The following is a 23,490-nucleotide window of genomic DNA, read 5'->3' on the forward strand; positions in this document are numbered from 1 at the left end:
CTTTGGTCTTACTTCAAGAATGACATGATTGAATTAGGGTCGAAGCCTAATACCCAATTGCCATTTACATTTGATTGAGGCACACCCATTTGACCTGTAGCATCTACAAGCTTTTGTGCTTCAAATGGATTTTGCTGTACATTAACTTCCTTGTAAGTGATGCCTTTGTCGTCCAGGAAGTTCTTCAGCATTGTGCAATAAGGACATGTATTTGTAGTGTAAACTGTGATATCGTTCATTGTAAATTCCTCCTATAAACTGTTTTATATACCCATAAGGGTATATTAACAAAGACAATAAATAATGTCAACATTAGCTGCTGACATTATTTACTCCATTTAATCATCTGAAAAAACTAGATCATTGCTTCGAATTGTCATCAGTTCGTGCCTGTCAAATTGGTTCTGCATCAACAGTCGCATTGCCTGGGCTCTGATTGATTTCTCAATCACATTGCGGACATAACGGCCATTCGAAAAAGCAGCGGGACCGAGCGACGATTTGACCAAAATCAAATGCTCACGCAGTTTTCGTTCTGCCTCGTGGCTGAGACTGTACTCTCTCTCCTTGAGCATTCTCTGGCTGATTTCCATAAGCTGTTCAATTGAATAGTCCGGAAAGTCAATTACGAGTGGAAACCTTGAATGAAGCCCTGGGTTCAATGTTAAAAAGTAATCCATTTCACGTGAATACCCGGCAAGGATTAAGATGAATTCGTGCTGCTTATCCTCCATATGCTTTACAAGCGTATCAATGGCTTCCTTGCCAAAATCCTTTTCTCCTCCGCGTCCGAGGGAATAAGCCTCATCTATGAACAAGATGCCCCCTAGCGCTTTTTTTATAAGATCTCGCGTCTTTTGCGCAGTATGCCCAATATATTCTCCAACCAGGTCAGCTCTTTCCGCCTCAATCAGATGCCCCTTGGAGAGAACATTCATCTTCAAGAAGAGCTTGCCGATAATTCGGGCCACCGTCGTCTTCCCAGTGCCCGGATTTCCCTTGAACATCATATGGAGGGCCTGTTTCCCTGCTTTCAGCCCCATTTCTTCCCGCTTTTTGTTGACATAAATCCATGCATATATTTCTTTGATCATACGTTTCATTTCTTCCATGCCAACAAGCGTCCCGAGCTCTTCCTCAATTTCCTTCAAGGCTGCGTGCTCTTGCGGGATCGACTTTGGGACCAGCTGCACATCAGGCAATTCCTTTGTCAGCGATTTTCGTTTTTCCGCATTCAAGACAATGCTGATTTGACCGTTGTTTTTCTTTCGAAGCGGTTGGTCCAAAGATTTCACCTCTCATTCTGGAAACAATATACTAACCTCAGCTGTATCTTAGGTAACTGCCTATTCTAGGCATATGCCATCATTCCGGCATAGTTTCATATTGTTTGTGGAGTATATTCGGGAATCGAATCAATTCATCCTGAGGCCTCTTTTGACAAACTCCTCCAGCAATTTTCTCTCCCTGTCAGAATCTGCGGTTTCCCAAGAAATAAACTCCTATATTTATATGTATTCCGGGAGGCGGTAATTCATTTTAAAATAAATCTCAAATGCTAAGGATTTTACATTTTTATTCATTAGGATCTGATAAAACAGGTATATCTTTTTCATTGAAGATGCTGATTCGTTCTTTATCTGCCCCATTTCATTAAGCGTTTTATATTTCTGGGCTTAATACCATTCCATATAAGAAAAGCGCAAGCGCCTTGGTCAGCCCCGACAAGCGCTGGAGGGCCGACCGGTGAAGTCGTTCTTTGACTTCATTGGGCGGACCGAAGCGACTCGAGGGGCTAGGCGCTGGAGCTGGACAATTCTCGAAGTAAATTTTATACTTTCTTATTTTACAAAGAAAAAACCCGCCATTGGCGGGTCTCTTGCTCGTTATTTTAGTTAAGCCTGGCCTTCATAATCGATCTGAACATTCTTTTGCGGTGCGAAGGTTGAAATGGCATGTTTATAGACAAGCTGTTGCTTTCCATCAGATTCAAAAAGAACGGTAAAATTATCGAAGCCTTTAATTTGGCCTCTCAATTGAAATCCGTTCAATAAAAAAACGGTCACGTTAATATTGTCCTTACGGCACTGGTTTAAATATTGGTCCTGAATGTTCACTTGTTTCATGGGCGGATCCTCCTCTTTTATCTCTATTATTATGTATTCGCTTTTATCTCGAGCTTTCCTTCAATGAAGTTGGAAATTTCGGCGAATTTTTTTTCAGCATCATTTGACACTGACATATCAAACCATTCCACATTCATCTTGTTTCGAAACCAGGTTAGCTGCCTTTTTGCATAGCGGCGTGAATTTTGTTTTAAATTCTCGATCGCTTCCTTAAGAGAAATTTTGCCATCGAAGTAATCGTAAAGTTCCTTATAGCCGATTGCCTGAATTGATTGGCACTCTCTTAATCCTTCATTATAGAAGAATTTCACTTCATCCAGCAATCCTTCCTCTATCATTAGATCGACTCGAAGGTTTATGCGGTTATAAAGCATTTCCCTATCCATCGTCAATCCGATGATTGCTGTATCGTACAATAGCTCGGGAGATTGGTTCTCTTGCAGCTCCGACGCTGTTTTTCCAGTGCAATGGACGATTTCAAGTGCCCTGATCACACGGCGCACATTGTTCGGATGGATTCTCGAAGCACTCTCAGGATCTGCATCCAACAACCTTTCATGCAACAATTCCGGACCATGTTCTTCTGCTTCTCTTTCCAAACGGCTTCGGAAATCGGGGTCTGAAGGTGCCTCTGTAAAATGATAATCATACATAACAGACTGGATGTACAATCCTGTACCCCCGACAATCATGGGAATTTTCCCCTTAGAGCTGATTTCGGCGATTTTTTTGCGGACGAGGTCCTGGAATTCTGCAGTTGAAAAAGTTTCATCTGGCTCTTTAATATCAATTAAATGATGCGGAATACCTTCCATTTCTTCAGCAGTGATTTTCGCAGTCCCGATATCCATGCCTCTATAAATTTGCATGGAATCACCGCTGATGATTTCACCATTGAATCTCTTAGCCAATTCGATGCTAAGCTTGGTCTTACCGACAGCTGTCGGTCCAATTAACACAATCAATTTCTGTTTTTCTTTCAAAAAATTTCACACTGCCTTTTCAATTTACATGTTGACTTAGTTGCCCAGCCATATAATTTTATCTTACCATTAAATAGAAAGCAGTTGAACATCTATGCATTATACCCTTTTCTTTCAGGCAGTATTCATAGTTTCAGCTTTCCTGAAAAAATTTTCCTCTACTTTTACAATTAGATAACGATTCCGTAACAAAACCCCTTTCACCCCCAAATTCATGGTAGTTTAATAGAAGTCTATGATGGATTTACTAATTTATATAGAACTGGGTGAAAACGAATGTTATCAACTACAGAAATTGGCATCGATTTAGGAACTGCAAACACACTAGTATATAGTAAAAATAAAGGAATCGCTTTGAATGAACCTTCCGTCGTGGCGATTGATACTGAAACAAAGAATGTCCTTGCAGTAGGCAAGGAAGCGAAGGAAATGATCGGGAAGACTCCAGGCAAGATTGTCGCCATCCGCCCATTGAAGGATGGAGTTATCGCTGACTTCGACGTCACTACAGAAATGCTTAAGCACATCATGAAAAAAGCTGCGAAAAAGGGTGGTTTTTCACTCCGCAAACCGGATGTTGTTGTCTGCACCCCTTCCGGTTCCACAAGTGTTGAACGTCGCGCAATCCAGGACGCAGTCAGGAATGCTGGTGCAAAAAAGGTTCACCTTATTGAAGAACCTGTAGCAGCTGCAATCGGGGCTGGCCTTCCTGTAGATGAGCCAGTAGCGAACGTTGTTGTAGATATCGGCGGCGGAACAACTGAAGTTGCGATTATTTCATATGGCGGCGTCGTAGCATGCCATTCGATTCGAATTGCCGGGGACAGATTGGACGAGGATATCATTCAATACGTCCGCAAAGAGTACAATGTGTTAATCGGTGAAAGAACGGCTGAAAAAATTAAGATGGAAATCGGCTATGCTCTTGTTGACCATGAAATGATGGAAATGGATATTCGTGGCCGTGACCTTGTAACAGGCCTTCCAAAGACTGTTACCCTTAATTCTTATGAAATCAGGGACGCAATCAAGGAATCCCTCCTTCATATCATGGAAGCAATCCGCGCAACGCTTGAAGACTGCCCTGCAGAATTGAGCGGTGATATTGTAGATCGCGGTGTGATCCTTTCAGGAGGCGGTGCATTGCTTAACGGAATCCAAGACTGGCTGGGCGGTGAAATGGTCGTTCCTGTCCATATCGCGCCAAATCCGTTAGAATCTGTAGCAATCGGTACTGGTAAAGCATTGCAGTACATCCATAAGCTGCAGCCAGCTGTGAGATAATCTTTTAAATGTAAGAGAGGGTGTCCCAAAAGTTATAAACTTTTGGGACACCCTCTCTATTTTTAGTAAGGCTTGTGAAAATGGTCCGCTGATTTCCATTCCAGGCGCTTCACTCTCCGCGGGGCCAGCGCTGAGCCTCCTCGCCGACGCTGGAGTCTGCGGGGTTAAATGCTACTTCACGTGGACCATTTCAACTTAGGTCTCACCTGTCCGGCTGATCCCGCAGGACATTGATTGACTTCCTCGAGCCTGCCCACGCACGATGGAAATGCGTTAGCATTTTCTGAGGAGTCTTCGCGCCTGAATGGATACAGGGTCCTGAAAGTTATTCTACATATTGTCTCCGAAGTTTATTGAAGTACAGGAACACTGGCAATGGAATCACAATAAAGCCAAGGCTTTTGATGATTTGGTTAATGGCTTGGTTTTTCTGTCTTGCCTTTTCTTCCTTGAGATATAGCTCATAATTAGTCCTTAGTTCCTCCTCGCTAATTTCTTTTTTGCTACCCTCAATCTTTTCGTGTATGTTCATTTGTTTGTACTCTGTGAAACTTTGATAATAGCCTGATGGGCTGACAAGATCTGCTGTTGCCATGAATATTGAAACACCACCGCCAATGACCATCATCAACGTCGCAAACAAAACCAAGTAAGTATATAAATGCCTGACCACGTCTTCTCCCCCTTTTTCTTTGTTTTTCAAGGCAAACGCAATGATAAAGACAACGATGAAGATTAAAATAAAGAATACTAAAAAGCCAAACAAATGGAGCACCTCCATTCTTCTTCTTACCTTAAATATACTGCCGAAAATAATTTTATACTATATATATATTTTCTGAAATTTCCCCCATAAAAAAGACAGTGCTTCCCGGGTGGGAACACTGTCTCTGTATACCTATGTTTACATTACCCGTTTGAACATTTTTTCCATTTCGTAAGTAGAATAATGAACAATGATCGGCCGGCCGTGCGGACATGTGAACGGATCTGAGGAACTGCGCAATTCATCGAGCAATGCCTGGATCTCATCGTTTCGCAAATGGTGATTTGCCTTGATCGAAGCCTTGCAGCTCATCATGATGGCTGCATCCTCCCTCAGCTTTTTAATGTCTACTTTTTTCATCGCCAGCAGCTGTTCGATCATGTCCTCAATCAGCTCTTTTTCCTCGCCGTGCGGCAACCATTGCGGATGGGAGCGGATGATGAAGCTATTGTAGCCGAACGGCTCAAGGAAGACACCTACTTTTTCAAGTTCATGCTGATGCTCATTGATTTTGATACATTCATCAGCAGAATATTCAAGCGTGATTGGCACAAGCATTTCCTGAAGCTCTGTCGCTACTTCGCCTACTTTATCCCTGAAGTACTCATACTTGATTCTCTCCTGGGCAGCATGCTGGTCAATTATATATAAGCCCCGTTCATTTTGTGCCAGAATATAGGTTCCATGCATCTGTCCGATTGGATAAAGCGGCGGAACCCGTGAACTTGTCCCTTCAATCGCTGGCAGTTGAGCACTATCAGGATCAACTTCTTGAAAACTTTCCTCTTCATCCATTACCTGCAGCTTCTCTATACTTGAAGCGGTATTCATCACAGTCTCTTCGGCTACAAAAGCATTTTTCCAATTCGGAGTTTCCGATAATGGATAATCTTTTTGTTCGGTTGCTTGATTACGTTTGCTTAGTTCAGCAGCCTTTTCTTCAATTATTGGTTTGCTGTCTGTCCTGGAAATTGAAGTTGTTCTCTCATGGGCTGGTAAATGATCAAGATCCATAAGGATTTGTTCTGACTTTGTCTTTTCCGGTTTCTGTGCGACAAACCCAGCAGGAATCAACGCTTTCGTTTTAAATGCGTTCTTGATTACGTTAGAAACGAGCTCATTAAGCTCCTGCTCTTTACTTAAACGCACTTCCATTTTGGAAGGATGTACATTCACATCGATCAACAATGGATCCATTTCGATATTCAGCAGGACAACTGGGTATCTGCCGATTGGCAGCAAGGTATGATAGCCTTCCTGTATCGCTTTTACAAGGGCATAATTCTTAATGAAGCGGCCATTTATCATCGTCGATATATAATTCCTTGATGCCCTTGTGATTTCAGGCATCGAGATATAGCCGCTGATTTTATAATCTAATGATTCCCCTGAGATAGGAACCATTGCCTTCACCATATTGATTCCATAAATCGCTGCCAATACCTGCCGTACATCACCATTGCCTGCCGTCTTCAATAGCTGACGGCCATTATGGACGAGCCTGAATGAAATATCAGGATTTGCCAGCGCAAGCCTGTTGACTACATCAGTAACGTTTCCAAGCTCAGTATGGATGGTTTTCATATACTTAAGGCGGGCTGGGGTGTTAAAAAACAAGTCTGTAATCGATATGTCCGTTCCTTTGCGGCTGTCTGCCTTTTCGATTGATTCGACTTTGCCGCCTTCTATCGTGATTTTATTCCCCTCAACACCTGTGGACGTCTTCATTTCAAGCCTCGAAACGGAAGCAATACTCGGCAGTGCCTCGCCCCTGAATCCAAGAGTCCTGATCCTGAACAAGTCATTTTCATTCTTGATTTTGCTGGTCGCATGGCGCTGGAAGGCGACAAGAACATCGTCTTCTTCTATGCCATCGCCATTATCGGTAATCCTGATTCTCGCAAGCCCTGCTTCTTCCAGATCTATTTCGATCACCGTACTGCCGGCATCTATCGAGTTCTCTAGCAGTTCCTTCACGACGGAAGCCGGGCGTTCGACTACCTCGCCAGCTGCTATTTTGTTCGATAAAGCATCATCAAGCTGAATGATTTTTCCCATATCCTCACCTCCAGCATTTGATTCATTTCTTTTTAATTTCTAAGCTTTTTCTGCAATTCATAAAGCACGTTCATCGCTTGAAGCGGAGTCATATCAAGGATTTCAATTCCGCTCAGTTGATCGAGGACCAGCTTTTCCTTTTTGCTTGCTGCACTTTCCTTTTTGGGTGCTGGTTCTTCATCAAAAAACGATAGCTGTGCAGCGGCTGCTGTTTCGGCAGCCTGCAGTCTGCTTTGTTCGTTTTGTGACGCGAATATAGCAGACTCTTGAACCATTCCTCCGCTTCTCTGTCCATGGAGTTCGTTTGTAACCTGGGCGTCAGTCTGCTCTAGTATTTGTAAAATTTCTGCTGCGCGTTCAATCAGCTCTGCTGGCAAATCGGCAAGCTGTGCCACATGGATACCATAACTCTTATCTGCTGCACCTTCCCGAATTTTATGCAGGAATACTACTTTCCCGTTTTGTTCAACGGCGCTCACATGGACATTCTTAAGTTTGAACAATTCATTCTCCAATGTCGTCAATTCATGATAGTGAGTTGAAAACAGCATTTTTGCGCCAATTTTATCGTGGATATACTCAATCATCGCCTGGGCGAGAGCCATTCCATCATATGTGGAAGTACCACGGCCGATTTCATCAAACAGAATCAAGCTGTCATTCGTGGCATTGGTTATCGCATTCTTTGCTTCCAGCATTTCAACCATAAACGTACTTTGACCAGATACAAGATCGTCTGCCGCACCGATTCTAGTGAACACCTGGTCGAAGATCGGCATCGATGCCTCGGATGCGGGGACGAAGCAGCCGATTTGTGCCATGATTGCTGTCAAGGCAATCTGGCGCATATACGTACTTTTACCTGACATATTTGGCCCGGTGATCAAAAGAACTTCCCGCTCTCCGTCCATATAGCAATCATTCGGCACATATTCCTGAGCATCCATTACTTTCTCGACAACTGGATGGCGGCCATCCTTCAGGACGATTTTCCTGTCTGCCGAAAATACGGGCATCACATATCGGCGCTGTTCGCTCAGCTCGGCAAATCCAAGGAGGACGTCCAGTTCACTGAGTGCCTTTGCAAGTGCTTGCAGTCTAGGAATGTATTCCTTAATTGTCTCCCGGATGCCGGTAAATAGCTGGTATTCAAGTTCAACGCTTTTTTCTTCTGCTGCGAGAATCAATTCTTCCTTTTCCTTCAGTTCAGGAGTGATGAAGCGCTCAGCGTTCGAAAGCGTCTGTTTTCGTTCATATTGGCCTTCCTGCAGTAAATGCAAGTTTGCTCTTGTTACTTCGATATAGTAGCCAAAAATCCGGTTATAGCCGACCTTCAAGGATTTAATGCCTGTTTTTTCGCGCTCCTGGCGTTCAAGCATCGCAATCCATGTCTTTCCGTTTCTGCTTGCATCACGGTACTGATCAAGCTGCTCGTCATATCCATCACGGATGATATTGCCTTCCTTCACGGACATTGGCGGGTTGTCAACGATTGCCTGTTCCAGCAAATCCGCAGCCTCTTCACATGGGTCAAGGCGATCAGCCATTCTGACTGCTTCTTCATGGGGCAGGCTCTCTAAAATATGCTTTAAAGATGGAACCTGGAGTAAAGACCTTTTTAGCTGCATTAAATCCCTTGGATTTAAATTGCCAAAGGCAACCCTTCCTGCGAGCCTCTCCAAATCATATACTTCTTTTAGCTTTTCCCGTAATTCCTGGCGCTCGAAAAACTGGTCCACAAAAAGCTGGACCATTTCCTGCCTGGAATTGATTTCTTTCTTATCAATAAGGGGCCTGCTAATCCATTGCTTCAGCATTCTTCCGCCCATAGCCGTCATTGTTTCATCAAGCAGCCATAATAGCGTGCCTTTTTTAGCTGTGGAACGGATTGTTTCCGTCAACTCAAGATTACGCTTCGAAAAATAATCGATTTTCATAAATTGCTGGACTTTGTAAACAGACACCTTTTGGAGATGGTCCAGGCTTCGTTTCTGGGTCCTGTACAAGTAATTGAACAATCTGGAAGCAGTCACTTTTAACTGATCATTATCAAGGTCCGCAAAAAGTTCTAGGAAGCTGTCATTTTGTTCAGTGTTATCCTCCATCGATAACGCCAGAATCGACCGCTCCTTCAGCTTCTTCTGTATTTCAGGTGAGAGTGAGCTTTCGATGACGACTTCCTTTGCGCCAGACATCGACAGTTCGTTGATCAGCTCATCAATATTCCCCGATATTAATGTCGCCCTGCTTTCACCTGTCGTCAGGTCACTGCAGGCGAAACCGTACGTGTGATTAGGAAAAACGGAAACAGCCGCGATAAAATTGTTTTCTTTATCCGTTAGACCGCGCCCCTCCATCATTGTGCCCGGAGTAATCAGCTGGACAACTTCCCTTCTCACCACACCCTTTGCCGTTTTCGGATCTTCAGTCTGCTCGCAGATTGCAACCTTATATCCCTTTGCAATCAATTGTTCAATATAGTTAGGAGCGGAATGGTAAGGCACACCACACATTGGAATGCGTTCCTCACCGCCGCCCTCTCTGCTTGTAAGCGTGATTTCGAGTTCCTTGGAAGCCTTAAGGGCATCCTCAAAGAACATCTCATAAAAGTCGCCCAGGCGAAAAAATAAAAAGGCATCCTGGTAATCTGCCTTAACTTGCAAGTATTGCTTGATCATAGGGGTATATGTAGCCATATTATCCTCCAAAATTCACTTTGTTTCGATCTATTACTCTAAATATCTATTATAACTCGACAAAAGTTAATTTTCGATAGAATCCCCTTAAAAAGAATTACCAGTGGATAATTCTCTTTAGACGCAAAAAGAAACAGGACCAGTGACTGCCCTGTTTCTACGTTTGAAATACATTATGTTTCCGTGCCATTTCTACCCATTCATACCGTTTATGTGTCTCCAGCTTTTCTCCTATTTTTTGACGATGGTTTTCAACTGTTTTCACCGATATATCCAGCCTTTCAGCGATGTCTTTTTGTGAGTATCCCATTACGGTCAGGATGAAGACCTCTTTTTCTCGCTTTGTGATCGGCAAATCGATCTGATGAAAATGATGACCATCAGATTCATCCTCAAACACATGGTTATCGAACACTTTCTGATTGGCCAGTATCAAATCAAGTGACTGGACGAGGTCATCACGCTTAAGCTGCTTGATTAAATAACCGTCAGCACCCGCCTCGTAGGCTTTTTTCTGGTAACCGATATCATCATGCATTGAAAATACAACAATTTTTGCATCTGGGAGTATTTTTCGCAACCGCTCAAGTGTGGTCAAGCCATCCAGGCCGCCCGGCATCGAGAGGTCGAGCATGACCAAATCGGCAGAGAAATTTTCAGCCGCCTTCAGAGCCTCATAACCATCGCACACACACATCCTGCCATCAACGCAAAAGGATTGCTGCAAAAGCATACTTAACCCGTCTCGCACGATTTCATGGTCATCGATGATCATTAAATTCATCTTCTCTCTCTCCCTCACTTCGTGTTAAAGAAACAAACCCTTCTACCCGAGTTGGACCACCTTCCTTACTAATCCAACGGATGTCCCCACTTAGCATCTTGCACCTTTCATACATATGTTTCAGGCCAAGTCCATTGCTTTTACAGCCATCTGCAATGAACCCGTTGCCATTATCATATAAATTGAAAAAGATATATTGATAGTACGATTTTAAATGAATGGACAAATATGTCGCCTGACCATGCCGAACAGCGTTTGCGACACTTTCCTGGATGACCCGGAACAAATGCAGTTCTTTTTCCGGATCGAAGTGATGGTCCTGTTCGATATCGATTTGTAAAAAGATATCGATTTGATACAGCTTCCTCCAGTCCTTCACTGCCTCAGCCAAGGATTTCTTCAAACCGATGTCGTATACAATTTCCGGTCTTAGGCTTTTAGTGAGGTGTTTAATATCACTGAGCGTCTTTTCCATGACATTGACCATATTTGAAATATGGTTCTGGTATTTTTCATCGCTAATATTTTGTCTGATTACTTCCAGACCGAGAAAAATGCTATAGACACTTTGACCGATGTGGTCATGGAGCTCCCGGGCAATTCTTTTCCGCTCAGCTTCCTGGGCTAGCATCGTCTCCTGGACAAGCAGTTCATGTAATCGGGCCCGTTCACTATTTTCATTTTTTATGGGCTGACGGATTCTGAGGATAAAGTATTCTCGATCCGATGTACTCAGTTTCTTTAAGGACATTTCAAATTCTTCAAGTCCTTCATACACAGCCATATGTGAATTAAAAAAAGGAATCGGATCGTCCGAAGTTAAAATACAGCGGTTTTCGTCTTTTTCAACCTCCCGATCCTGGCAATACGTACAATAAGGTACTTTTTCGCCAATTTCCCAGCCCGTCATGGCAAAAGCTTTTTCATTCATATAATGTATCGTCCGCCCTTGATCCATCAGGATAATTCCTTCAGGCAAGTGGTCGACAATTTCAGCTAAAACTTCCTTCTGCATCAACATATAAATCCCCCGAAAAAAAATCATCTAACAGGATTACGAAGCTCTTTACTCTTACATTTTAACCCCTATTTTCTACGGAACGGCAGCTGGATTATTAACATTAGGTGAATGTTTTAAAATACACTAATTCTTGGATAAGATAATCCGCTCCAAAAAAAAAAACAGGCTGAAATTCAGCCTGCCTAAATTCACAAAATTATTTTATTGTGGTCAATACTTGTTCAATATCCTCATTTGCCATTTCGATTGCCTGCGGCATGGTCCTTATTTCCTTGGATGCCCAGTAATCATAAAGCCGAGCCACATCATTGCGGTTATACACCTGATTTCCAAAGTAGCTATAAAAATAGGCAAGCAAAACATTCACCACATTTGCCGGGAGTTTTTTTCTTGTTGAAATTGATCTTAATGCGATATTTTCCAGACCGCGGATATTGTTATTTGTAAATTTCTCCACCACTTCAATTGGCAAAGCGGTCTCACAGAAACGAAGGAATTCTGGGTCATTTAATAGTTTATTCATTGAAAAATCTCCTGCTTTATATTGTCTTGATCGCGTTCTCCAATAGTTCAATGTCCTTTGATATTTCTTTCCTTATCCTGACATCCATGCATCTTTGGAATTCTTTATGCAGCCTTCTAAGTTCTTCATGAAAGATTCGATACTCAAAGTTGTTTTCCATAATCGCCCTCATTATTCTTGACTGTTCTAGAAAATATTTTCCCGTTTTTTCCTTGCGGTAAACAAATTTCTTATGAGGGATGTTAATATCCTAACATTACCATTAAGCGGACATGAAACGAAAGAGGTATTTTGGTCTATTTCATTTTCCCAACAACTCATTTTATATTTGTCCACCCGGACTTTGATGACGTACAGTAATAATAAGTTGCGCTCCATTATTGTCCGTCATCACCTGGATGATGGACAGTAATCTTCGTTTCCGCCCCATTATCGTTCGTTAAACAGTTTAACCTATCTCTTCTTTTTAAAAGAATCCGATCATTTCCTCAGCCCTACAAACAGCCCAGCTTTGATGTTCATGGAACAACCGTTCCATTGCCTTGGAAGGCTCCATCCACTTGAGAAAGTGGCCTGCTTCAGCTTGAACTCCTGCCTTTCCTGCTAAATTACCAAAATAAAAATGTCCCTCACTTAAATAGTGTTTCCTTTCATTTGAAGAGTAAAAGTAGCGCCGGGCACTTCCGATAAATCCTCCTATTTCAACAAGCATTCCCATTTCTTCGATGCCTTCTCTTCTAAGACATTCTTCATGGCTTTCTCCGCTCTCCAAACCACCACCAGGTAAAAAAAATTTTCCATCAGCAGTTTGAATTAAAGCGATTTTGTCATGTGGGTCATTAAAAACGACTCCATATACAGCTGGTCTCCTGACATACCGAACTCCAGGTTCCTTATTACCAAAATTAATCATTTTCTCTACCTCAATCAGTCCATAAGCTTCATGAACAACATAAACAAGATCGTAACTGAAAAAAATCCAAAGACAAAATAGCCAAAATACCGAAGCGGTTTAGGTAGTTTTTTTAAGTCGACATCCGTTGGGTAGCCTTCAATTTGGTTCATGTGTTCCATTGCATCATTAATGGGTTTTTTATCTGACAAGTTAATCTCCTCCTATTAAGAATTATCCTTTGTTATATGAGTATCACTTTGTACCACTATTTACGTTAGCTGAAAGTAAAAGATTCATATATGGTTTCATTTGTTTGATTTTAGTTTTTCAGGTTTATTGGTTACCTGATGCAGGATGCTCTTAATCGAAAGGCTCTGTTAAATTAGGCTGTTGATTTTCGTTCCAGGCGCTTCGCTTTCCGCGGGGCTGGCGGCGAGCCTCCTCGTCGCTATTCGCTCCTGCGGGGTCTCACCTGTCCATCTGATCCCGCAGGACATTGATTGGGCTTCCTCGAACCTGCCCACGCACGATGGAAATGCGTTAGCATTTTCGGAGGAGTCTTCGCGCCTTCCACTACAATCAACAGGGTTAAATAACAACATTGAGCTTTAACTAAATTGATGTTTGTTCCATCCTGCCATCGCTCTCTTCTTTTCGTGCTTTATTATATAGTTCTTGGTGTTGTCATACATTCCCTTTTTCAAGATGGAAATATTTGCTTGTACCTTCCATCTTAAATTCGATAATCTCTGAGACATTTATGAAGGGGCTTCACTTAGCAGAGACATATCTTCTAAAAGGAAGGAAAAGAACGATGGTTCAAAACATAAAAGCCTGAACTCATTGTGAGTTCAGGCTATACTGTAGACAAACTCGATGAAAATCGGGCTTGTTTATAGTCTTTTTTTTGGTTAGTGGGGGGGAATGGGCTGTTGATTTCCGTTCCAGGCGCTGAGCTTTCCGCGGGGCTGGCGCTGAGCCTCCTCGCCGCCGTTGGCGTCTGCGGGGTCTCATCTGTCCAGCTGATCCCGCAGGACATTGATTAAGCTTCATCGAACCTGCCCACGCACGAGGGAAATGCGTTAGCATTTTCGGAGGAGTCTGCGCGCCTTCCACTCCAATCAACAGGTCCTCTAAAAATTAGAGTGGACTATACCAAAGTCTATTTTTGAGGAAAATCCAATTGTATGCGTTGTACAACCCTGAGGTGACTTGAAAAATTGTCGATGCAGGCGATGCTTGCATTGAACCTGAAGACGACGGCCAACTGGACAGGGAGAAGTCCAGTAATAGCCTAAAAAGTATGGCATAGAGAGTCTATTTTCCCAAGCAAAATCCGGTAAAATTCAAAAACGGGTTCGGAATGAGACTATTTCGAACCCCTTTTGTCGACAAACAGGCCTGAACTCATTGTGAGTTCAGGCCTATGATTCATTATAAAAATATTATTGGTACTGCTGCCGCTAACAGAAGATAACGGAGGATGAATCCACCAGCCAGAACGGCACTTTCGGTAATAATTGTAGCGGCGATGCCTTGTGTACCGGCAGCTGCTACTTCCAGTCCAGCCTGGCTTTGATGAAGCTTTTTCGAATTGAAGAGTTCGAGTGCTTCAATTAGGATCGGGACTACTAAGCCTACAGCAACCAAGCCCAACCAAAATAATGTGCTGTACTCACCCGTTAAAAGCATAGAAACGGATTTTGCCGCAGATTCATTCGTCGATGATGTAATCAGGAACATTGTGAAAATCAAGAATACCTCTGTAATGAGCAATGTTAAGTGTATCTTTTTTAATGACATGACATGGTGGACGACTTTTTTATCAAATATCGCTGATACAAGCATTGTACCGGCAATCCCTGTTGAAAATGCAGAGACGACAAACAGGATTGGCAGGATTGCTGTATTCCATAATGGAACCGCCCCGATAACGCCGATCAGGAATCCAGTGTAAATGGCTGTAGCAACCGCAAAGACAATTCCAACATATTCTGCGATTTTCATGATCTCTTTTTTCAGCAATTCCATTAAGGCAATGTATGCTGCTGCTACCATGAACAAACTTATGAAATAAGTACCGATTGTCATTACCGAATTAAAATTCGTGAAGAGGTAGATAAAACGTAAAGGATCCTTCAGGCCCGCTTCAGCATCAACAATCAAAAGTAACAAGCCAATTCCCATAAGGACTGGGCTGATCAGCCTTCCTGCAATCCTGACCGTAACGGCTTCAGGATATTTCCTGGCTGCATACGAAGAAGTTAAAAATGCTCCGGCACTGAGTCCCGCCAGGAATAAATAGGCCGCGATAATTGTTCCCCAAACCATTATACTCACCTCACGTAATAGATTTTTGCTTTGCCTAGGTCTGGCCTTAAAGGCTGGGCATTTAATTTAACGATCGCCTTGGAGACTTCGCTGTTCGGATCATCTAGATCACCAAAGATCCTTGCACTGCTTATGCAGGTACTGACGCATGCAGGCTGCTTGCCTTCAGCGACAAGCTCGGCACAGAAGCGGCATTTTTCAACCACCCCGGTTAGGTGATCCTGCGTTCTCGCACCATAGTGGCAGGCGACCATGCAATATTTGCAGCCAATGCACTTATCAGGGTCAACCAGCACAATGCCATCTTTTGTCGTATATGTCGCTTTTGTCGGACAGACACTTTCGCATGGAGCATCCTCGCAATGCTGACATTGGACAGGGATAATTTCATTCTTCACGTTCGGGAAGACACCTGTTTCTTTTTCATAAAATTTGATATAAGACTCTTCAACCGGAAGCTCATTCTGCATTTGGCAGCTTACCCGGCATGCATAACAGCCGACGCATTTTCTAGTGTCTATTACCATTCCATAGCGTGCCATCAGCCTTTCACCTTCCTAACCTTAACGATTACCTCATGAATATTTCCTGCCCCGCTCCATTTTTCAAAATCGAATGGAACATGTTCCATATAGCCGAAACCGATACCATATCCTGTTTTTAAATCCTTGGACGTTATGCCATAGTGGCTTGGCACAAAGATTGCTTCAGGATGGATGCGTTCTGTTACTTTGACCCGGATTTTGCTTGTGGCCTCACTAGATTTTACTTCAACCATGTCTCCATCTTTAATTCCTAATGCCTTGGCCCTGACTGGATTCATCCAGATTCTTTCTAAATCGTAATCCTTCGTGATTTGCATCAGGATAGGGATATTCGCTGTCTGAGTGTGGCTGTGGATGGCCTGCTTTCCGGTGATTAAGCGGAAGGAATCATTTTTCGGGCTCACCTTCGGCTCAATCCACTCGACAATTGGATTAAATCCTGCAGCTTTATATGTCTCACTATAGAATTCTATTTTGCCAGAAGGAGTTTTTAATTTTGGCAGTTCTCCTAATACGATTTCCTCTTCCGAGAACATGATTGTTCCTTTTTCCCTCAGTTGCTTATAAGTGATGCCAGTCGGGGCAAGCATCGCTTCATTCAATTGGTCAAGTGTAAAGTTGAAATACTGTCCTGCGCCGCATGCTTGTGCAAGCTCTGTATAGATCTCGTGGATTGGTTTCGTTTTTGGATGCACTTTTTCAACCATCTGTTGGCGAAGTGCGATACCCGGTATCTTCCCAGGCAAGCTTTCGATGACTTCGTCACGTTCAATATATGTCACTTCCGGAAGGACATAATGTGCAAGCTGAGCCGTTTCAGACATCTGGACATCAATTGCGATGACTAAGTCCATTTTGGATAATGCTTCCTTCATTACCTTCGGGTTACCGTATCCCAGTGCTGCATTTGAATGGTAATAGATAGCGGCCTTCATTTTTCCTTCAAGCGCTTCTTTTGCTACGATGGTAGCAACACCGCTTTCTGGATAGGCTAGCGGGAATTCCTGCGATCCTGCCTGTGGTACTTCAGGCTCACTCGGACTTGGATGTTTAGCTTTATCCAATTTTCCGAGGTGTGGTTTTTCGCCAAAAATACTGCCGCCTTTCTGTTGATAGTTTCCTAGCAGCGCATTGAACATCGCTACCGCACGACCTGTTTCCGTGCTGTTTTCATAGTTGCATCCAAAAGCCCCTCTCCATGATTGTTCAATAAGCGCTTTCGGCTTAGCTTTTCCCATATCAACAGCGATTCTAGTGATTACATCAGCAGAAATACCTGTTATCCCTTCTGCCCAATCAGGAGGATATTTACTAAGTTCCTTCGCATATTCTTCAAATCCGACTGTATAATTCTTGATGAATTCAATGTCATGAAGGTTTTCTTTGATCAGTACATGGGACATCGCCAGTACCAATGCAAGGTCAGTTCCCGGCCGAATTGCCAGCCATTCAGTCGCAAGGTTGCCGGTGTTGTTCAATCTCGGGTCGACAATCACAATCTTGGCTCCATTATCCTTTGCTGCCGCAAGAGATTGCACAGAGCTTGGTCGGATACCATCACCATAGCTTCTGCCGATGAACATGATGTATTTTGCGTTGCTGATATCTGCACTCGTAGCAGTGACCCCTACAGTATGGAGGAATCCAGCGTCACGTGAGTTTGAACAAACAACATGGTGTGTATAATAGTTGGCAGAGCCAAGAGCATTAATGAAGCGTGGAGAATAAAATTTCCCTGAAGCACGTGGATCTTCTGTTAGAGATACAGCTTGAGGTCCATACTCCTTGATGATTTTATTCAATTTCTCAGCTATTTCCTTATATGCCTGCTCCCATGAAATGGGTTCGAATTTTCCTTCACCAACCCGTTTGAGCGGCTGGGTAAGCCTGTCTTTGGAATAGACAACTGTCGCGTATCCATGCCCTCTTGCGCAAAGCTTGCCTTTTGAGAATGGATGGTCAGGATGACCTGTCAGCTTCCATAACCGTCCATTTTTCACATGGCCAATCATTCCGCACTTGCTAGAGCACGCATTGCATGTACTGGGGATTTCCTTGATCTCCGCGTTAGCTCCAGCTTTTACATATTCATTGGACCACTCATTAAATCCTACTGTCCCAGCTGATGTCAATGCAGCTGTGGCGGCAGTAGCTTTAATAAATCCGCGCCGTGATATTTTTGTATCAAGCATTTTCATTAGCCCTCCTTTTTCTTAAGAACATTCCATGGCATTTTCAAATGCATTGTTTGCATTGGTTATTGCTTTTCGGATAAAAGTAAACTACTTGTCTTTCACTTGGCCCGAGCCCTGGCCGAATCCCTGAATCCAGAAAGGATGACAAACCTTATGATTCCGGAAGATACTTTTGAGGCTAAAAGCAACAAAAATTACGAAATGAGTGTTTAAACAATGTACTTGCGCCGTTGGTTTTAACACTAAAAGCATCACCACCTTCCATATTTGGAAAGTTACAAGTTACAAGTATTCGCTACGCTGGGCCTCAATTACTTCGATAAGGAACCTGGTGACCCGGGAATAAAACGTTTGATTCGGTACTTCCTTAAGCTTTGTTTCGTATTCAGCGAGCCAATCGAAGTGGTCTTTAATAAATTCCGCCGTGTATTCATTGGGAGCATGCTCGATAAAGTACGCGAGCAATTCAAGCAGAATGGAAATATGATCCGGCATGCCCTTGTATTCAAGCGGGATTTCTATTTGAAATTCACCTAAAATGAACTGGATATGCATTGCTGAGTCACCTTGTAAATAACCTTTGCTATGCGCAAAAGGCAAAGTGCACGTTTCATCCTGTGTCCATGGTTTGTAAAGCGATTCGATCGGCAGTGTGGTTCCCTTTTCAGAGATTGCTATTGTCGACATATACATTGAACAAAAACACTCCAGACTTTCTGGCAAGTAATTCTCCAAAGACACTGGAGCAATTCCGTAAAGATTCTCTGTTGTTCGTTCTAGTTTTTCAAACAGCTTATTTTCCTTAATCTCCTTCCAGAATTCTAGGGTCGGAGGCTTATACAGTTCAGCGAAGACCATTAGGATCTCAGCGGAGACAGATTTTTTATCCAGAAGCTCATTCACTTGTTACACCACCTTTACATCCTCTCATGTACATTTTCACTATATGGCAATAAAGTTTGTGAAACAATATACATTCTGTGGAGAATCACTCCAAAGTATGTGAAGGATTTCACCTAAGAAACTTTATCATCACCCCACTGTCAGGATGCTGCTAATATAAGAATCTCTTACTATTATTGATTTATAGCTGTACAAGTAATTTCTCTAATAGGCTTTATGTGAACATTCCCCAACATATATATGAAGATCCCGTTAACTCAAATCTTTTTAGAATTTTTAATCGTAAAATAGAAGTGAACGAATTCACACTTTGAGGTGACCTTTTATGTCGCTAGTTACGAATTGGCTGGAAAGCTTAAGTTATGATCTTGAGATATCAGCAGCCTGTCTAAAGAAAATAAGTCCTGCCAGCAGCTGTACAGTTTGCCTGGATGAGTGTCCAGAACATGCTGTATTTATTGATGGTGGAAAAATATTCATTGATAAGGAGCTTTGCACGTCTTGCGGAACTTGTATCACTACTTGTCCTGTCCAGGCAATCAAAGGACAATCCCCGTCAAGGAAGGTAATCCAAAAGTATATTCTGCTCCAAGAGGAATCAATTCTTCCAACAATTCCAGAACTTTTTTACTACCATAAAAAAGGAATCCGTTCCATTCATAAATCTTCCAAAGATGATGTCCTTGTAAAGCTGGTCCAAACGGCTAATGAAAGTTTAAAAGCAATGGAGCTTGAGCCTTTGCGGGTAGCAGACGAACTTATCCTTGAAATAGAGGATCAGCCAAAATTGACGAGGCGAGATTTATTTAACAAACTGAGAATTGACAGCAAAAAAAATCTTCTATCATCAGTCACGCCAGTGAAATGGCGTTTTAATGAAGATAATTTCAAGATTTCAAACCTTTTTGATGGCTGGGCTTTTTTTGTGGTCAGGATCCATGAGGAGAGCTGTACCCTTTGCGGAGGTTGTTTCAACATTTGCCCGTCCAAAGTTTTCGAGCCGAATGACCGTGTGCTGACTATTCATGAGGAAAATTGCTCTGGCTGTAACCTTTGCATGGACATCTGTCAAAGCAGCGCTGTTCAAATCAGTAAAGACATCCACCAGCAGCCTGCTCCAATGAAGTATTGGCATCAAAGCATCTGCAGCATTTGCGGCAGCAGTTTCCATTCCTGGACTGCTAAAGATACTTGCCATATCTGCTCCACCGTGGAAAAGCCAAACTTTTTCCTGTGAATTGCCGCTTTCCATTTTGAATCAAAAAAAAGCGCTGGTTCCCTTAGCTGCCTCGATGCAAACTACCGGAAGACCAGCGCTTAATTTATGAAAAAAAACTAGGAAGTACGAGCTTCCTAGTTCGATGTTATTCTTCTTCTCCTAAAAGGAATTCAGGGTTCAGGTCTTCGAATTCATCGTCGTCGACACCATGGCCCCACTCATCGTCTTCACAGTCGCAGCCGCCTGGATGTGTGACAACGCAAACCTTTGTTTCTCCGATGACTTCGACCAGGAACTCCCTCTCTACATGAACGATGATCTTGTTGCCATTAGGTGAAATGACTGCTTCAATGCAGTTAGGCTGCTGAAGCACCTCCACAAGTACATCGTGGTCATCCATGCAATCTGGGTCGCGGTACTTTAGCTTGATGACATCACAGTATGTTACTTTCTCTGTCACTACTTCTGTTCTTGTATTATCATCAAAGGAGTACCAGATATTGTTGTCATAAGACCCGCTTACTTCAACCGTTTTACCGACCTTTTTTGCTTTATACTTATGGTTTATGACCCAAGCGCCTAGAATGCTGCTCGGATGATGCGCTGGGTTGATCGTATGATTGGACTGTGTGAACTTTCGTCCTTTCGCTACGACGGCTTTCGTAATAATCTCTCTGTATTCTCCCATTGCGAGCGAAACCTCCTCAATCTTTTTCAATTCATCCTATGCGTGATATTAGACTAGTGTGCGATTAATTTTAGAACAGCTAGTAAAAACTTAGGCATAGTTCATTGTATGCCCATTCGCGTTGAATGTTCCCAATTGATGAAAGTTGCGGCCAATAAAAAAACATGGCACCCGCTTTTAAGCAGGTGCCATGTTTAAGAAATTAATGGGTCTGTCAAGCTTTAATATTGATTTTCTCTTTAATAAACTGATATCTAAAATCAACATAAACACTTAACAGAGCTAAGTCATATTAATGATTGTGGGTATGGCAGCTGTCACCATTCTTAATGGCTGCACCGGTTTCTCCGCGAAGCACATCTCCGCCAGTTGACGCAACAACTTCATCCGTTACCGTGTTAGAAATGGTTGTAGCGATCAGCTGAAGTAAGTCATTCACTTCGATTTGAGATTGCTTGAATTCCTGGACAACAGGAATTTCATCAAGCTGTTGTTCTAATGAAGCAATTTTATCTTCGGTTTTTTTCAGCGCTTCTGTCTTCCCATAATGCTGGAAGTTTACTGCCTGCTTCTGCAGCCCTTTAATAGAGGAAATTATGGTTTTAACTCTTTCATTGTCGTGGATTTGCGCTTCTGCACGCTTGAAAAAGTCAACTTCTTCCGTATCTGCAATCATTAAAGCAATTTCTCTTGCACGCTGGATAATGTCATCTTTATTATATTTAGCCAACTTACTTCACCTCAACTGGTTCGAATTCTTCGATCATTTCGCCGTTTAATGACCATGTTTTTGCGTTTGTAATTTTAACTTTCACAATCTTGCCAATTGCTGTTTTTGGTCCGACAAAATTGACAAGCTTCAACTTGCTAGTGTAACCCGCAAGGACATCGGGATTGTTTTTGCTTTCCCCTTCAACAAGGACCTCAACAACCTGGTCCATATATTTGTGCATGGACTGGGCTGATTGCTCGTTCACTAGAGCATTAAGGCGCTGAAGGCGCTCTTTTTTCACTTCCATTGGGACATTATCCTGCATCTTAGCTGCCGGGGTACCTTCCCTTGGAGAATAAATGAAGGTATATGCTGCTTCATAGCCAACTTCACGAACAAGGGACATTGTTTCTTCGAATTGCTCCTCTGTTTCGTTCGGATATCCGACAATGATATCTGTTGTCAATGTGGCATTAGGAATAGCAGCCTTGATTTTGCGGACTAGCTCAAGATATTGTTCACGCGTATACTTGCGTGCCATGATCTTCAATACATCTGTAGAGCCAGATTGAACTGGAAGGTGGATATGGTCCATCAAGTTACCGCCTTTAGCCAGTACTTCGATCAAATGATCGTCAAAGTCGCGCGGATGACTCGTTGTGAAACGGATCCTTGGGATGTCAATTTTGCGGATTTCATCCATCAAGTCGCCAAGGCCATACTTGATATCGGTGAAATCTTTGCCGTACGCGTTTACGTTCTGGCCCAACAGGGTAATTTCCTGATAGCCCTGGGCAGCAAGCTGGCGTACTTCCTGGATGATATCCTCAGGACGGCGGCTTCGCTCCTTGCCTCGTGTATATGGAACGATGCAGTAAGTACAGAACTTGTCACAGCCGTACATAATATTAACCCACGCCTTGATATTGCCACGGCGTACCTTAGGGAGGTTTTCGATTACGTCCCCTTCCTTCGACCAAACTTCGATGACCATTTCCTTCGACATGTATGCTTCTTGAAGGATATTTGGCAGGCGGTGGATATTGTGTGTTCCGAAAATCATATCAACCTGGTTATATGTTTTTAAAATCTTGTTAACGACAGATTCTTCCTGGGACATGCAGCCACATACACCCAATAGCAGATCCGGCTTTTCTTTTTTCAGATGCTTAAGATGTCCAAGCTCACCGAATACCTTATTTTCCGCGTTTTCCCTGATCGCACAAGTATTCAGCAGGATGACATTCGCATCTTCCACGCTGTCAGTAGCTTCATAGCCAAGACCGAGGAAAATACCTGCCATCACTTCCGTGTCGTGCTCATTCATCTGGCAGCCATATGTTCGGATATAGAATTTTCGCCCCTGGCCCATTCCCATGAATTGCTCAGGAATCGCGAAGTCCTTATGATAAGAAACTTCTTCCTTGCCGCGTTTCTTCGCATCCTTCAAAGAAGGAGCTGTATAAACAGTTTCAAAGTACTTGCTGTAATCCTTGCCGGATTTTTTGTCCGAAGAATTCGCAGTCTGCACTTGTTGACTGTCCAAGCGTTGATTCTCGTTCATTGTAGATCCCCTTTCGTTAGAAAAGCGTAATCATCCAGATTGATATCTCTTTATAACAGGGTGACATTTTTAACCCTGAAAAATATTAAATATACACATTATAATAGTATAAACTCTTCAATCAATGAAAACAATAGGATGCACTGGAATTACCGCTTTACTAGAAAAAAAGCCTGTCTAATATAACATTTTATCTA

The 23,490-nt window shown here is 42.8% G+C and carries 23 protein-coding genes; 3 read left to right on the forward strand and 20 right to left on the reverse strand.

All coding sequences use genetic code 11. From position 1 onward, the window contains the following. Positions 1-8: 8 nt before the first annotated feature. Both M3204_RS18520 and spoVK read right to left on the reverse strand, forming a co-directional pair. The gene (locus tag M3204_RS18520) at positions 9-239 is read right to left on the reverse strand and encodes a glutaredoxin family protein (protein WP_251485753.1); all 231 of its coding nucleotides are present in this window, start codon (positions 237-239) and stop codon (positions 9-11) included. A 99-nt stretch (positions 240-338) separates the two neighbouring features. Continuing rightward, positions 339-1,286: a stage V sporulation protein K gene (gene spoVK / locus M3204_RS18525; RefSeq protein ID WP_251485756.1), complete on the reverse strand. Its 948-nt coding sequence runs from the start codon at positions 1,284-1,286 to the stop codon at positions 339-341. A 460-nt stretch (positions 1,287-1,746) separates the two neighbouring features. On the opposite strand from spoVK, the gene M3204_RS18530 reads away from it, so the two are divergent. Beyond that, on the forward strand, positions 1,747-1,899 hold the full coding sequence (locus tag M3204_RS18530; RefSeq protein WP_251485768.1) for a hypothetical protein: 153 nt from the start codon (positions 1,747-1,749) through the stop codon (positions 1,897-1,899). Here M3204_RS18530 and hfq read toward each other — a convergent pair. Both hfq and miaA read right to left on the reverse strand, forming a co-directional pair. Further along, positions 1,896-2,126, reverse strand: coding sequence for an RNA chaperone Hfq (gene hfq, locus M3204_RS18535; protein WP_214902219.1), 231 nt, complete (start codon positions 2,124-2,126; stop codon positions 1,896-1,898). The two genes, M3204_RS18530 and hfq, sit on opposite strands and share 4 nt — an antisense overlap. Before the next feature lie 29 nt (positions 2,127-2,155). Beyond that, entirely contained in the window at positions 2,156-3,109 is a 954-nt protein-coding gene (miaA, locus tag M3204_RS18540) for a tRNA (adenosine(37)-N6)-dimethylallyltransferase MiaA (protein ID WP_251485770.1), read from the reverse strand. A 276-nt stretch (positions 3,110-3,385) separates the two neighbouring features. Here miaA and mreBH point away from each other — a divergent pair, with 276 nt between their 5' ends. Continuing rightward, complete coding sequence (gene mreBH, locus M3204_RS18545) at positions 3,386-4,393, forward strand: rod-share determining protein MreBH (protein WP_251485773.1); 1,008 nt, start codon at positions 3,386-3,388, stop codon at positions 4,391-4,393. 325 nt (positions 4,394-4,718) lie between these two features. On the opposite strand, the gene M3204_RS18550 is transcribed toward mreBH, so the two are convergent. The 13 genes from M3204_RS18550 to M3204_RS18610 form a co-directional block, all read right to left on the reverse strand. Further along, positions 4,719-5,168 (reverse strand): hypothetical protein, encoded by a 450-nt coding sequence (locus M3204_RS18550; RefSeq protein WP_435367736.1) that lies wholly within the window; start codon positions 5,166-5,168, stop codon positions 4,719-4,721. Between the two features lie 129 nt (positions 5,169-5,297). Next, positions 5,298-7,217, reverse strand: a complete 1,920-nt coding sequence (mutL, locus tag M3204_RS18555) for a DNA mismatch repair endonuclease MutL (protein ID WP_251485790.1) — start codon at positions 7,215-7,217, stop codon at positions 5,298-5,300. Positions 7,218-7,249: 32 nt separating this feature from the next. After that, positions 7,250-9,913, reverse strand: a complete 2,664-nt coding sequence (gene mutS, locus M3204_RS18560) for a DNA mismatch repair protein MutS (RefSeq protein WP_251485800.1) — start codon at positions 9,911-9,913, stop codon at positions 7,250-7,252. A gap of 157 nt (positions 9,914-10,070) precedes the next feature. After that, positions 10,071-10,697, reverse strand: coding sequence for a response regulator transcription factor (locus tag M3204_RS18565; protein WP_251485802.1), 627 nt, complete (start codon positions 10,695-10,697; stop codon positions 10,071-10,073). Further along, the gene (locus M3204_RS18570; protein WP_251485804.1) at positions 10,675-11,718 is read right to left on the reverse strand and encodes a histidine kinase; all 1,044 of its coding nucleotides are present in this window, start codon (positions 11,716-11,718) and stop codon (positions 10,675-10,677) included. The genes M3204_RS18565 and M3204_RS18570 overlap by 23 nt, the downstream gene beginning before the upstream one ends. 196 nt (positions 11,719-11,914) lie before the next feature. Further along, on the reverse strand, positions 11,915-12,241 hold the full coding sequence (locus M3204_RS18575) for a hypothetical protein (protein ID WP_251485806.1): 327 nt from the start codon (positions 12,239-12,241) through the stop codon (positions 11,915-11,917). Positions 12,242-12,257: 16 nt separating this feature from the next. After that, on the reverse strand, positions 12,258-12,401 hold the full coding sequence (locus tag M3204_RS18580; protein WP_251485807.1) for a hypothetical protein: 144 nt from the start codon (positions 12,399-12,401) through the stop codon (positions 12,258-12,260). 306 nt (positions 12,402-12,707) lie between these two features. Then, complete coding sequence (locus M3204_RS18585) at positions 12,708-13,154, reverse strand: NUDIX hydrolase (protein ID WP_251485809.1); 447 nt, start codon at positions 13,152-13,154, stop codon at positions 12,708-12,710. Positions 13,155-13,168: 14 nt separating this feature from the next. Beyond that, positions 13,169-13,345 (reverse strand): amino acid transporter, encoded by a 177-nt coding sequence (locus M3204_RS18590; protein ID WP_251485812.1) that lies wholly within the window; start codon positions 13,343-13,345, stop codon positions 13,169-13,171. 1,225 nt (positions 13,346-14,570) lie between these two features. Further along, positions 14,571-15,467 carry an NrfD/PsrC family molybdoenzyme membrane anchor subunit gene (nrfD, locus tag M3204_RS18595; RefSeq protein ID WP_251485814.1) on the reverse strand — a complete coding sequence of 299 codons (897 nt, stop codon included), beginning with the start codon at positions 15,465-15,467 and terminating at the stop codon, positions 14,571-14,573. 5 nt (positions 15,468-15,472) lie between these two features. Then, on the reverse strand, positions 15,473-16,009 hold the full coding sequence (locus M3204_RS18600) for a 4Fe-4S dicluster domain-containing protein (protein WP_251485816.1): 537 nt from the start codon (positions 16,007-16,009) through the stop codon (positions 15,473-15,475). Next, entirely contained in the window at positions 16,009-18,204 is a 2,196-nt protein-coding gene (locus tag M3204_RS18605; protein WP_251485818.1) for a molybdopterin-containing oxidoreductase family protein, read from the reverse strand. The genes M3204_RS18600 and M3204_RS18605 overlap by 1 nt, the downstream gene beginning before the upstream one ends. A gap of 285 nt (positions 18,205-18,489) precedes the next feature. After that, complete coding sequence (locus M3204_RS18610) at positions 18,490-19,110, reverse strand: molecular chaperone TorD family protein (RefSeq protein ID WP_251485820.1); 621 nt, start codon at positions 19,108-19,110, stop codon at positions 18,490-18,492. Between the two features lie 325 nt (positions 19,111-19,435). On the opposite strand from M3204_RS18610, the gene M3204_RS18615 reads away from it, so the two are divergent. Continuing rightward, positions 19,436-20,347, forward strand: coding sequence for a 4Fe-4S binding protein (locus M3204_RS18615; RefSeq protein WP_251485823.1), 912 nt, complete (start codon positions 19,436-19,438; stop codon positions 20,345-20,347). A 127-nt stretch (positions 20,348-20,474) separates the two neighbouring features. Here the strand turns inward: M3204_RS18615 and M3204_RS18620 are convergent, their stop codons facing one another. The 3 genes from M3204_RS18620 to miaB all read right to left on the reverse strand — a co-directional run bounded on the left by M3204_RS18620 (position 20,475) and on the right by miaB (position 23,293). After that, entirely contained in the window at positions 20,475-21,017 is a 543-nt protein-coding gene (locus M3204_RS18620) for an outer spore coat protein CotE (RefSeq protein WP_251485825.1), read from the reverse strand. 292 nt (positions 21,018-21,309) lie between these two features. Continuing rightward, complete coding sequence (locus M3204_RS18625; RefSeq protein ID WP_251485829.1) at positions 21,310-21,747, reverse strand: RicAFT regulatory complex protein RicA family protein; 438 nt, start codon at positions 21,745-21,747, stop codon at positions 21,310-21,312. A 1-nt stretch (position 21,748) separates the two neighbouring features. After that, positions 21,749-23,293, reverse strand: coding sequence for a tRNA (N6-isopentenyl adenosine(37)-C2)-methylthiotransferase MiaB (gene miaB / locus M3204_RS18630; RefSeq protein WP_251485840.1), 1,545 nt, complete (start codon positions 23,291-23,293; stop codon positions 21,749-21,751). Positions 23,294-23,490 lie beyond the last annotated feature (197 nt).

It is taken from the genome of Mesobacillus subterraneus (assembly GCF_023715485.1).
GTDB classification, from domain to species: Bacteria; Bacillota; Bacilli; order Bacillales; family Cytobacillaceae; genus Mesobacillus; species Mesobacillus subterraneus_B.